8 protein-coding genes and 1 rRNA gene are annotated in these 11,994 nt (G+C 65.8%); 3 read left to right on the top strand and 6 right to left on the bottom strand.

Translation table 11 applies throughout. The annotated features are described in order from the left end of the window. Window positions 1–319: ribosomal RNA gene (locus LZD57_RS19815) — 16S ribosomal RNA — on the bottom strand; the annotation flags it as partial. Window positions 320–1,656: 1,337 nt separating this feature from the next. On the opposite strand from LZD57_RS19815, the gene LZD57_RS19810 reads away from it, so the two are divergent. After that, on the top strand, window positions 1,657–3,627 hold the full coding sequence (locus LZD57_RS19810) for a M23 family metallopeptidase (RefSeq protein WP_233721312.1): 1,971 nt from the start codon (window positions 1,657–1,659) through the stop codon (window positions 3,625–3,627). Between the two features lie 66 nt (window positions 3,628–3,693). Here the strand turns inward: LZD57_RS19810 and LZD57_RS19800 are convergent, their stop codons facing one another. Further along, window positions 3,694–4,815 (bottom strand): extensin-like domain-containing protein, encoded by a 1,122-nt coding sequence (locus tag LZD57_RS19800; RefSeq protein ID WP_420844838.1) that lies wholly within the window; start codon window positions 4,813–4,815, stop codon window positions 3,694–3,696. A gap of 368 nt (window positions 4,816–5,183) precedes the next feature. Next, window positions 5,184–6,707, bottom strand: a complete 1,524-nt coding sequence (locus tag LZD57_RS19795; RefSeq protein ID WP_233721311.1) for a L,D-transpeptidase family protein — start codon at window positions 6,705–6,707, stop codon at window positions 5,184–5,186. A gap of 404 nt (window positions 6,708–7,111) precedes the next feature. Between LZD57_RS19795 and LZD57_RS19790 the strand changes: the two genes are divergently transcribed. Continuing rightward, on the top strand, window positions 7,112–7,372 hold the full coding sequence (locus LZD57_RS19790; RefSeq protein ID WP_233721310.1) for a DUF3297 family protein: 261 nt from the start codon (window positions 7,112–7,114) through the stop codon (window positions 7,370–7,372). A gap of 93 nt (window positions 7,373–7,465) precedes the next feature. Here LZD57_RS19790 and LZD57_RS19785 read toward each other — a convergent pair whose 3' ends face one another. The 3 genes from LZD57_RS19785 to LZD57_RS19775 all read right to left on the bottom strand — a co-directional run bounded on the left by LZD57_RS19785 (window position 7,466) and on the right by LZD57_RS19775 (window position 11,195). Next, window positions 7,466–8,173, bottom strand: a complete 708-nt coding sequence (locus LZD57_RS19785; protein WP_233721309.1) for a class I SAM-dependent methyltransferase — start codon at window positions 8,171–8,173, stop codon at window positions 7,466–7,468. A gap of 517 nt (window positions 8,174–8,690) precedes the next feature. After that, window positions 8,691–9,260 carry an ActR/PrrA/RegA family redox response regulator transcription factor gene (locus tag LZD57_RS19780; RefSeq protein ID WP_233721308.1) on the bottom strand — a complete coding sequence of 190 codons (570 nt, stop codon included), beginning with the start codon at window positions 9,258–9,260 and terminating at the stop codon, window positions 8,691–8,693. Window positions 9,261–9,851: 591 nt separating this feature from the next. Then, window positions 9,852–11,195 carry an ActS/PrrB/RegB family redox-sensitive histidine kinase gene (locus LZD57_RS19775; protein ID WP_233721307.1) on the bottom strand — a complete coding sequence of 448 codons (1,344 nt, stop codon included), beginning with the start codon at window positions 11,193–11,195 and terminating at the stop codon, window positions 9,852–9,854. Between the two features lie 274 nt (window positions 11,196–11,469). Between LZD57_RS19775 and LZD57_RS19770 the strand changes: the two genes are divergently transcribed. Beyond that, on the top strand, window positions 11,470–11,964 hold the full coding sequence (locus tag LZD57_RS19770) for a YciE/YciF ferroxidase family protein (protein WP_233721306.1): 495 nt from the start codon (window positions 11,470–11,472) through the stop codon (window positions 11,962–11,964). Window positions 11,965–11,994: the final 30 nt, after the last annotated feature.

Below are 11,994 nucleotides of genomic sequence, written 5' to 3'. Positions count from 1 at the left end.
CCTCCCGTAGGAGTTTGGGCCGTGTCTCAGTCCCAATGTGGCTGATCATCCTCTTAGACCAGCTATGGATCGTCGCCTTGGTAGGCCATTACCCCACCAACTAGCTAATCCAACGCGGGCTCATCCTGAACCGATAAATCTTTCTCCCGAAGGACACATACGGTATTAATTCCAGTTTCCCGGAGCTATCCCGTAGATCAGGGTAGATTCCCACGCGTTACTCACCCGTCTGCCACTCACCCCGAAGGATGCGTTCGACTTGCATGTGTTAAGCCTGCCGCCAGCGTTCGTTCTGAGCCAGGATCAAACTCTCAGGTTTGATGAGAGATTGTCCCGGCCGTCACTGTCTCAAAGCTTGACGAGAATTCTCCTCGACACCCCTGCCCGATCGACCAAAGCCCGAAAGCTCCGGAACGACCGAAAGCCCGATCCCGCAATCCTGCGGGGCCAGGCGACGAAGGATGCCGTCGTCCTCCGGCCCACGACGCCCCGCCAAACCCGAAGATCCGGCAAATCCGTCAAACAGACCGAAGAAACAATTCTCATCCAAGAAACATGTCACGACCAGGTCGTCTCCAAAACCCTCGACCAATCGGAAAGGATACCAATCAGTCAAAGGCCGCAGATCCCGCGCCGCCCACGCTTCTCTTTCTTGTCTCTACTACCAACAATGTCAAAGAACACGCCGCTTCAGCGGCGTCCGAGAAATGCGAAAGATTACGAGCCCTCAAGGTGAAGGCCGAACCCGTCGACAAAACTCAAAAGAGATCGACAGTGGAGGCGCGAAAACCACCCGGTTGGAGATTTCTCTCCGGAACCGGAGGCTGTCCGCTCCGTCTGGAGCGGCCCGGCGCCACCGCCGTCGTCGATGAACGCCATATAGGAGATGCTTCCGGGCCCTGTCAACGACCATTTCGCAAAAACTTCAAAAAACCTCGCGGGGGCCCCTCGGGCTCGCTCCTGCGGCCCCGGAGCCCTGCAGTTTGGACGAAAAGTCCGTCCGGGCGGGCGGCCTCGACAGATGGCCCGCGGTTGCTTCGGCGTCGACGAGCGGGCGCCCGCCTCAGGCGGCGGATCGACAGCGCTCGTCCTCCCGCGGTCCTCGTCGGAGGCCCCCTCCCCCCGCGGGTTGCGATGCCTTGCCCCGGCCCCGGCGGCTCGGCCGTTTTGCGGGAGCGAGGGCGGGAAAGGGAGCCTGCGGCGCAGCTTTCGTCTCCCCAAGGGGCTACGCCGCGCGCGCCCTGCCGGGGTCGGCAGTCGGCCTGCTTCGAAGCCGTGAGGCCTTCGAAGCAGGCCGGCGTCGCGGCGTGAGACACCGAGACATGAGGTGACGCCGCGCATACGCGAGGGCGTATGCAGGGAGAGAGGCCTCCCTGGGAAAAAGCCTCGCGGTCCGTCTGGCCGGCGAACGCGAAGGCCTCGTCTGCTCCGGGGCCGGCCTGTAAAGGCGGGGCGTGGGCGAGGCGAAGCGGATCTTTCCACAATGGCGCCGGGGCCCGGCGCTTGAGGCGAGGCCGGCACTCGTCTATTCGAATGGGGCGCATCGTCGGGAAAGCAGGCGTGTCCGCGGGTCCCCGCCGGGTTTTCGCCACCTTGTTGGACCAGTGCGACGGGATGCCCGGCGTAAGACGCCGGAGCGTCCTTCTGGGGAGAGGCATGAATCGACCGCCGTCCGACAGTTCGGGTTTCCGTCCCAATCTCGGTGACGAGCCCGCTCTCGTCGCCGATCGACGCCGCCGGCCGGACAAGCGGCAGGTCTCGGCGCGCTGGCTGGCGGGCACGCTCTTGACGGGCGTCACCTCGACGACGCTGATGGGAATCGCCCTGTCGGCGGCGCTCGACGGACATCAGGGCGCCGCGCGGCCGGCCGTCGCCGCGGCCGCATCGGCGATCGACGGGGAGGACCTCGCCAAGGGCGAGCGCGTCGTCGCGACGGCGCTTCCCGTCGCCCGTTCGCGGCAGATCATGGAATTGTCGACGCTGACCCGCAAGGGCGACCGGGAGGTGCTGCGCACCCTCCCCTTCGGCTACGTCAACATGCTGCTCGCCGCCCGCTATCCCGCCACGACCGACTATCCGAGCTTCGACCCGCTCAAAGTCTATGCCACCGACGAGGACGGCGAGAGCGAGGCGGACGAAGACGAACCGGCGAAGATTTACGGCTCCCGCGTCGAATCCGAGGTGAGGCTCAAGGTCTCGAATTTCGACTTCGATCCGGTCGCCTATCAGCGGAACGTCGAGCTCGACGCGACGGCGGCGGAAAACCTCGTGCGCTCGGTCGCGCCGCGTCTCGGCAGCCAGCCCGTGCAGGTCGCCTCGCTCGGCACCGTCGATCCGTTCCGCTTCGGTCTCGGCCCCGATCCTGCCGGCGAATACGAGCCGGGCTCGGCCTTTCGCGTGGTGGCGCAGAACGTTTCCTATGCCGTCGCCGATGCGATCGACGACCGGCCGCGCTTCCACGAGGAGATCGTGCCGTTTCGCCAGAAGGCGCCGATCGCCGACATGCTGAGCCGTGCCGGCCACGACGACGAGGCGGCGAAGGCGGCCGTGGACGCGCTGTCCGAGCAGCTCGGCGCCGATTCGCTCGAGCCGGGCGATGCGTTGCGCATCGGCGTCGAGACGCCACCGCGGACGGACGCCGACGAAACGCCGCCGGACGGCGAGGTCGTTCGCCTGTCGGCCTACCGGGCAGGCACCCACGTCGCCACGGTCGCGGCCACGCGGGACGGCCCCTTCGAGCCCTCGCAATCGCCGGAGATGTCGGACTCGGTCACCGAGGCGATCGACGAGAACGAAAGCGAGGCGCCGATCCGCGGCGACATGCCGACGATCTACGACGGCCTCTTCCAGGCGGCGCTGTCCTACGGGCTCGACGTGCGCATGTGCCGCCAGCTGATCCACATGGTGGCGACCGACGTCGACCTGCAGTCGCGCCTGTCGCCGAGCGACCGGCTCGTGGTCTTCTACTCGATGAGCCGCGACGGCGACGGCGAGGACCCCGCCGACATCCTCTATGTCGAGGTCCATGTCGGCGATTTCGCCAAGCGCTACTATCGCTTCCGTCCCGACGAGACGGGCGTTGCGGGTTATTTCGACGAGGAGGGCCAGAGCGCCGGGCAGTTCCTGCTCCGCAAGCCCGTCCCCGTCGCCCGCTTCACCTCGGGATTTTCCACCGGCCGCAGGCATCCGGTCCTCGGCTACAACCGCCCCCACTGGGGCATCGACTGGGCCGCCCCCCGCGGCTCGCCGATCTTCGCCGCCGCCGACGGCGTCGTCACCAAGGTCGGCTGGGAAAGCGGCTATGGCCGCCACACCGAAATCCGTCACGCCAACGGCTACGAGACGACCTATTCGCACCAGAGCGGCTTTGCCAAGTCGCTCAAGGTCGGGCAGCGCGTCCGTCAGGGACAGGTGATCGGCTATGTCGGCTCGACCGGACTGTCGACCGGCAACCACCTGCATTTCGAAGTGCACGTGAACGGCAAGCCCGTCGATCCGATGCGCATCAAGATCCCGCCCGGCCAGATCCTCAAGGGCGACGATCTGATCACCTTCAAGCGCGAGCGCGAGCGCATCGACGCGCTGCTCGAAGAGCATGTCGACGCGCCGCTGCTCGCGGCGCAATAAACGAACTCTTTCGTCGTCTTGCCGCGATCGGCGCGCCCGCATCGGCCGCCGGCGGGTCGACCGACCCTATTTGCAGTAGGTCGCGCCGCCGTGCCGTGCGGCCATGTCGAGATGGAAATGGGTGGCGTGATCGGCATCGGTGCCGGGGCCGAGCACGGTCTTGAACGGCCCGCAGGCGGCGTCGCGCACCCGGCCCAGAAACGCTCCTTCGCGCGCCGCCTCGCTGTCGGCGGACGATGCCGGGCCGCCCGACTTCGAATCGCGCTCAATCGACGACGGAACGGCCGAGTCCCCTGCTCTCGCTTCGGCGCCACCGGCCGTCGCGCGGTCGTCGCCGGGTTTTTCACCCGCATCCGTGTCCAACGCCTCCGTCCTGCCGGCCGCGTCCGAGCGCGCTGCCGAGACGGTGCCGGCCTCGACGGCACGGACCGCGACGGTGGTGCCGTCGCTGAGAACGAAACCGCCGACGTCGATCGCGCTGCCGCGGGCGTGTTCCGAGACCTTGTCCTCCGAAGCGCGGGGCCGGCAGACATAGGTCGAGACCTGATCGATGCCGGACAGCGTGCGGCCGCCGAAGATCTCGCGTGCTGCCGGCGCGGCCGCCTGTCTCACCCAGTCGTCGAGAGCGAGCGCGGTGCCGCAGAGGACCTCGGTCTCGGGCTCGACCTTCGTTCCGTCCGACAGGCTGCGGATGGCGATCGGCCGGAGCACCCCGCAATGCCCCTCCGAAATGCTCTCGCCGCGATCGAACTCCACGCCGCGTCGCTCGAGTTCGGTTTCGCACGCCTTTGCCTCGACGACGGCCGCAGCCGCTTCGACGGCGAGTTCCGGCGTGATCGTGACGGCGGCGGATTTGAGACCCTCGGTGGTCGTTTCCGGCGGCCTCCCCGATCCATCGGGGGAAAATCCCCCCGAAGCCGCACTCCGGGGGGCCGGAGCCTCCGGCCGACGCTCCGGAACGGGACCGGTCTCGGGCAGTGGCCCGGGCCTCGCTTTGTTTGGCGCAGGGTCGAGAGGGCCTTTGCGGACGGCCGGATCGGCTTCGGTTCGGGAGGTCTCGTCGAGCTTCGCCGCGGCACGGCCGGGTGTCCCACGGTCTTCTGTTGCCACAGCAACCTCGCCGTCCGGCCGCGGGGCGGGCTTCGGGGCATCGGCCGCGTCCGGCAGCTCAGCCGCCGCAGCCGACATGGCCCCGCCGAGAGTGACGAGCACGACGACCGCAATCCTGGTCGGGCGCGCGTGTGCCACTCGACTGCAGAAGCGGGACCACCGCGACAAAAACGTCCTGACGCGCGGCGTGGCCGGAAAACGCCCTCTGCGGCGCGAAGACAGCGACGAAACCGGAATACGCATGAACCCTGCCGCCCCCCTCTTCGGCCCGACGACGCCGCTGCCAGCCGCCGTCCGTCGTAAAGGTCGGGCGACGAGGGTTCGTTCCCGGCAAATAGAGCGGCCGCATCTCCGGATGCGGCGAACGGACGGCGACGCACTATGGCAAAGGCCGCACCCATCCCTCGACGAGCGCGGCCTGCGGGACGTCGGAGGGCAAGTTCCCGCTATTCGACGAATTCGACCGTCACGCCCGGCTTCACCATCTTGGCAAGTTCCGTGGCGTCCCAGTTGGTCAACCGGACGCAGCCATGGCTGTTGGTCTTGCCGATCTGCGACGGTTCCGGCGTTCCGTGAATGCCGTAGGTCGGCTTCGACAGGGCGATCCAGATCGAGCCGACCGGACCGTTCGGACCGGGCGGGATGGTCAGAACCTTGTCGTTCGCGCCCTGTTTGAAATTGATCTTCGGATTGTAGGTGTAGTTCGGATTGAAGGCGATGCGGTTGACCTGGACCGTGCCGGAGGGCGACGGCGTATCGGTCGAGCCGATCGTTGCCGGATAGGCCGCGATCAGCGTTCCGTCGGCGCCATAGGCCCGCACCTGCTCGCGGCCCTTGTCGGCAATGATCCGGGCCACGTCACCGGTCGCGTTGGAAGCGACGTTGGCCACCTTGATGCGAGTGCCGGCCCGGTCGAAGTCGGCGTCGGGATTGATCGCCTTCAGATAGGCCTCGTCCATGTGGAAGCGCTCGGCGAGGCGCTCGGAGACGCGCTCGTAGCTCAATTCCGGCAGCTTCGCCTTTTCGCCGTAGTCGGACGGGATCGACGCGACATAGGGACCGGTGGCGTCCTCGTTGGTGATTTCATACTCGATGATCGCCGGGCCGCCCGTGGCGTCCAGCTCTTCGGCGAGCGCCTGTGGATTGCCGGTCTCGAGGGTCTTGCTGAACTTCTCCCGATAGGCCGCGACCGCCTTGTTGACGTTCGACCCCATGCGCCCGTCGATGACGCCGGGCGACATGCCAGCGCGGTCGAGCAGGATCTGCAACGCGGCGACCTGCGCCTTGTCGTTCTTGCCGCCGGGCGAAGCGACGGCCGGGGCGGGATTGGACTCGGTGATCGGCTGGCCTTCACCATTGGGGAGCGGCTGTGACTCGAGCGAATCGGGCAACGGCCCCTCCGCGCCCGGATCGGCGAGGTCCGGCTCGGCCTGCGGCAGTCCGGCCTCGCGGAGGGCGTCGTCATCGCTCACGGCCGGGCTTCCCGGCGCCGGCAGGGGCGACGCCTCGACGGGACCCTGGTCGTAATAGTCCCGGTCGCCGTAACCGCCATCGTTCTGGTCGAAGCCCGGATCGTCATAGGGGTCGATCGTCTGCGGCCGATCGAAGCCGTCGCCTCGCGGCGCATATCCGTCGCGCGGCGGAACGTCGACCCGGCCCTCCAGCGTCACGCCCGGAGGCGGCGGCGCGTCGATGATCGCACCGCGACGTTCCTCGAAGCGATCGCGCCGGCGCTGAAAACCGCGGCGCCTCGGCTGCTCGACGCCGACGACCCGGCCGCTGCGATCGAGAAAGACACGCTGGCCGTATTGATCGACATAGACCTCGACGGCCTCGTCCGGTACGGCGGAATCGAAGCCCTGCGCCAGGCGCACGGTGGCTTCGCCGTCGAGAGGCCCGGCGCCGGCGGGGCCGGACGCCACTCCCGCCACGATGAAGGCGGAAAGGCTAGCGCGTCGCAGTTTCGTCATCAGTTCGATCGTCCTTTGCCTTCGCCGTTTCAGCCGCATCGGCGTTTTGCCCATCGCCAGCAGACAGACGGCCGCGCGCAGCGACTCGCCAGTCCCAACGAAAAAAGCATCGTTGCCAAAACTGAGGCTTGCCACATGAACCGGACATGAAGATGGCCGGCGCCGTCTTCCGACCGCATTGCTGGAAAAGCGCTCTCTCATCCAGCGGTCCGGACGACGCAGGCGACGACGCAAGCGACGGGTCGGTCCCTGCGGATGTGAGACGCTCCGTTTCGTCCGACGCCGATCCCCGCTTCGCCGGAACCCGTCCATCGTCGGCAGCCGAGTGGAAACGGCAGACCCATTTTCGAAACGCCCCTTTTCGTGCTTAGGGACGCTCCGAAAACGCAAACGGAGTGCGAAAGATGACGAACGACGACCTTCCCGACCGCCTCAGCATCGACCCCGACAGCCCCCATTACGACGAGGCGGCACTCGCGAATGGCGTCGGCGTCCGGTTCAAGGGCGAAGAGAAGACCAATGTCGAGGAATATTGCGTCAGCGAAGGCTGGATCCGCGTTCAGGCCGGCAAGGCCCTCGACCGCAAGGGCAAGCCGCTGACCATCAAGCTGAAGGGGCCGGTCGAGGTCTACCGCAAGGCGGCGGAAGACGCCGGCCACGCGTGAATTGCGACTGCGACGCCGGCCCGGCGTCGCAGATTGAACGGCTTTCAGCACCCCTGCCCGACCGGTCGGCCGTTTCGACAGGCGAAGCCCGCGTCAGGTTCGATCGCGCACGGCCATGAGCGACTTCGTCAGGCCGGCGACGCGTTCGTCCCGCAGATCCGCCTCGGGAAACAGGCGGCGCATCAGCCTGCGATCGAGCAGGCGGATCTCGGCGACGTTGCGCCAGGCCTCCTCGTGGCTTTCGGCCCGCGGGAAAAAGCCGAGATTGCGCCGCTGCATGAGCGCGACGCGCAGCGAAAGCGGCAGCCACTGGAAGCCGAGCACGCGGAAATGCGGCTCGAGGGGAAACCAGAAGTTCGGCGTCTGGACGAAATAGCGATCCGAAAGCCGCCGGACGTTGTCGGCGAAGGCCTGCATCCGGTCGACCTCACCCACATGTTCGATCACCGAATTGGAATGGACGAGATCGAAACGCCTGCCGGCAAAGAGGCCGGCGTCGCAGGCATCGCCCGAAACCGCGCTCAGCGCCGCGTTCTTGGGTTCCGGGATCGGCTCGTTGTTGACCAGCGTGATGCCGATGCGGCCGCGATGCTCGGCCAGGAAATCCTCGGCGATCGCCCAGTAGGCTTCCGTGCCGCCGAGATCGAGAACCTCGACCCGATCCCTCTCCGCCAGCGCCGCCTCCAGAAGCTGCCGGACGTGACGGAAGCGGTTGGCCCGGAACCTGCGTTCGATACTACGCGGATTGCTCATCGGGTCCGGCTTGACCCAGGAACCAGCCTCGGCGTTGGCGATGGTCATGACAAATTCAACTCCGACGTTTACGCTTCATTTACCCACAATTACCGTGAATTCCTTTCGTTCCAAGTGAAAATCGAAAATTTCATCGAAAAATCGATTTGCTCGCAGAACAAACGTCGGAAAAACGCCGATCATATGGCGATTATCGGCTCATCGAATGGATTTTGTTTTTGTTATACTTTGCGACAACACGATCTCATGTTGGCACATTGTGATTTTTAATAAAATCTGCATGACAGCGCACCGGAAACGAGCGCGGACCGTCCAAACGCCCGAGCGCCCGACGGTCTCACGCCATTGCCTTGGAAATTGTGCGGCGATGCTGGGCTGCGGGCCCGCGGTTCCCTGCGCAACGCGGGGGCGGTCTCGAAGCGTCATGGCTTCGGGCCGTCTTTTTCCTGGTCCAGGAGAGTCGATGCAGCCCCACGCCGGCTGCCCCGAAATGGGACAGGAGGCGCCGAGCGCTCGCGGAGAACGCGCCGAAAAGAGGCCGCGAGGCTGTTCGCCGACTTCGGCCTCAGCGAGGCGCGCGCTTGGCGAGGATTCGCTGCAGCGTCCGCCGATGCATGGAAAGACGGCGCGCCGTCTCCGAAACGTTGCGGTCGCACAGTTCGTACACGCGTTGGATGTGCTCCCAGCGGACGCGGTCGGCCGACATCGGGTTTTCCGGCACCTCGACGGTGAAGCCGGCAGACCGCAGCAGCGCCGCGGTTACGTCGTCCGCGTCGGCCGGCTTGGCGAGATAATCGATCGCTCCGAGTTTCACGGCCGTGACGGCGGTGGCGATGTTTCCATAGCCGGTCAGAATGATCGCCCTGGCATCGGGCCGTTTGCGCTGCAGAGCCGCCACGACTTCCAGCCCATTGCCGTCGGCGAGACGCATGTCGACCACCGCATGGGCGGGGGCGCTGTCTTCGAGCGCGCTGAGTCCCTGGGCGATGCTGTCGGCGGTCCGCACGAGGAACCCGCGCTGGTCCAGCGCACGGCTCATGCGACACAGGAAAGGCTTGTCGTCATCCACCAGCAAGAGCGTCGGATCACTGATGGGTAACGGCATTTCGAAAGACAGAGCAGGTTGATCCAGCATTCTACGCCCCGGTTTCCTCATTCCTTGATTGCCGAACCGCTCCGGCATGATTGACGCTTTTCATTCCTGGCGTTTCGCCAGCCTTCGCCACCGCGGGCGACATCGGAGTGGCACCGGCACGACCGGATGCGACCAATGGACGCCGCAGCTACGGTGCGACTAATCGCGCGGATGCAGCAAGCGTGAACTAAAATTTTTTTGATCTGCACGTTCTTGTGGCAAGCTGCTGAAATTGACGGCAAAGTTGTGGGCGCGAAGCTTGCAGCGGTGGCCTCGATACGAGGCAACGCGGCAAGTCTCGGCCTCGCTCGCAATTCCGGCCCGCTTCGGCGCCATCCGCTCGGCTCGCCTATCCCCTGTGCCGCAGGAGTTCTCGCGTTCCACGAGAACTCCGATGCAGCAAACGGACGGCCCACTCGCGCCGATCGAGGCAGCCGCCCGAGACGCTTTCGCCACCCTCGTCTCGCGGCACGCGCGGTCGTTCGTGAGCCGAAACGGGAGATCGTCACCGCTCGATGCACCGCCTTGGCTGCGACATCGAACCGCATCAACGAGGACGGTGTCTTTTCCCCGAGGCGATGAAGGTGCGAATCAGGTGTTTTGATGTCCCGGCAAATCCGAGGCGTATGCGGCGCGGGACCAGACGATGGACGCGATCGCCCCCTTTTTCGGTCGGTTCTCGATCTTGACGGTGGCACCCGAGCGCTGCAGCAACGTCACGGCGATGAACAGCCCGAGACCGAGACCACCCCCGCTTCGCTGATCGCGTGCGTCGCGGCGCGCCATGTAAGGCTCGCCGATCCGGTCGAGGACGGCGACCGGGAAGCCCGGGCCATCGTCCAGAACGTCGATCCAGACGGAGGTCTGGTTCCAGCCCGCACGGATCACCACGGACGACTCGGCGAAATCGACGGCGTTTTCGACGATGTTGCCGACGCCGGAAATGACTGCCGCGTTGCGTGCCGACACCGGCTCGCCCCCGACGGATTCGACCACCTCGACGTCCAGCTGCACCCCGAAATTGCGATGCGGGTCAGCCACTTCCTCGATCAGCGCCATGACCGTGAGCTTGGCGAGGTGGCTTTCGCTCGAGGAGGACAGCGAAGACAGCCGCCGCAGGATCAGGCGGCAGCGTTCCGACTGCTCGACAAGCAAAGTGACGTCGTCCGACATCGGCTGCCCTTTCGGGATCGCGCGCTGCATCTCTTTCGCGACGAGAGCGATGGTGGACAGAGGTGTCCCGAGTTCGTGGGCGGCAGCCGCGGCCAGCCCGTCGAGGGCGGAGAGATGCTGCTCGCGCTGCAGAACCAGCTCGGTCGCCGAAAGGGCGTCTGCGAGAGTGCGGGCTTCTGCGGCGACGCGGTAGATGTAGACCGTCGCGAAGACCAGCGTGGCGACCACCGCGAACCACAGGCCACCGATGTAGCTGGACGGCAGGACCAACCCGCCCGGCTGCGGCCATGGCAGCGGCATGTGCAGGGTCGCCAACAGCGTCGTCGCCGCCACCGCAAAGCCGGTGATCGCGGCCACGGTGACCGGCGGCTGTGTGGCGGAAGCGATCACCGCCGGTGCGATGAGAAACACCGTGAACGGGTTCTGTATTCCGCCGGTCAGCATCAGCAGTCCCGCGGGCTGGACGATGTCGAACGTCAGCACCGCGAGCGCGGCCTTCGAAGAAAGCCGGTAACTCCCCGAGTAACGACTGGCGAGATAGAGGTTGAGGGCAAGCGAAACTCCGATCAGGGCGAAGCAGGGCGCGATCGGATAGGGCCACCAGAGAACCCAGGCGACGAAGACGCAGGCGATCGTCTGTCCGGCAACGCAGAGCCAACGCAAGCGGACCAGCGTCGCGAGCCTCAGACGCTGGCTTTCCCGCATGAAGGTGACGAAGTCGAACCGCCGATTCGAACGTCCGTCGCTGCCGAGCTGATTCATGTCCCGCCGTTTCGTTGTAGGCATTCGCGCATGTCCGCTCGACTATAATCCCGCAGTCGTCGATGCGCTCCCACCCATTGTCGCGGAGACGTCTCGCCGGCAGCTCGCAGGAATTCCGTAGCCAGGCAAACAAGCTGGAAGCAGGGGCCCGGAACACCGAGCCGCCCACGCCTCTTCTAGACATGAAACGTTCCGGGGAGCGTGACGGACCGTCGCCCGGCATGGCCGAGTGAGCCGCCACTTCGACCGGAAGACCATTTGCAAGGAGACGACGATGGCTCTCGCCAATCTCAAGGACATCTACATCGACCAGCTGCAGGACATCTACAGCGCCGATTCCCAGGCCGCGAAGGTCACGAAGGAACTCGCCGGGGCCGCGCACGATGCCAAGCTGAAGGAGGCGCTCAACGCCGGCGTGGAAGGGATCAATCAGGGCCGCTCGACCCTTGCGGAGATCATCAAGGCGCACGGCGAAAATCCCGCCGACGAGTTCTGCAAGGGGATGGAAGGTCTGGTCAAGGAGGCGCGATCGCACGGCCTTGAAGAGGACATTTCCGACGCCGATGCGCGCGATGCGATGATCATCACCCAGTACCAGCGCATGGCCCATTACGGCATTGCCGGCTACGGCTGCCTCGTCGCCTTCGCCAAGCGGCTCGGATTGAAGGACGACGCAGCGAAGCTGCAGAAGTGCCTCGACGCGACGGCCCATGGCGATCGCACCATGACCGAACTCGCCGAAGGCGGGATCAACAAGGCCGCGGCCTGACCCTCCGTCTTCGGTCGATCGAAACCGATC

The sequence above is a fragment of the Jiella avicenniae genome, from assembly GCF_021390325.1.
Lineage (GTDB): Bacteria > Pseudomonadota > Alphaproteobacteria > Rhizobiales > Rhizobiaceae > Jiella > Jiella avicenniae.
Note: the sequence above shows the minus strand (reverse complement) of the source record. Positions and strands in the feature narration are given on the sequence as shown.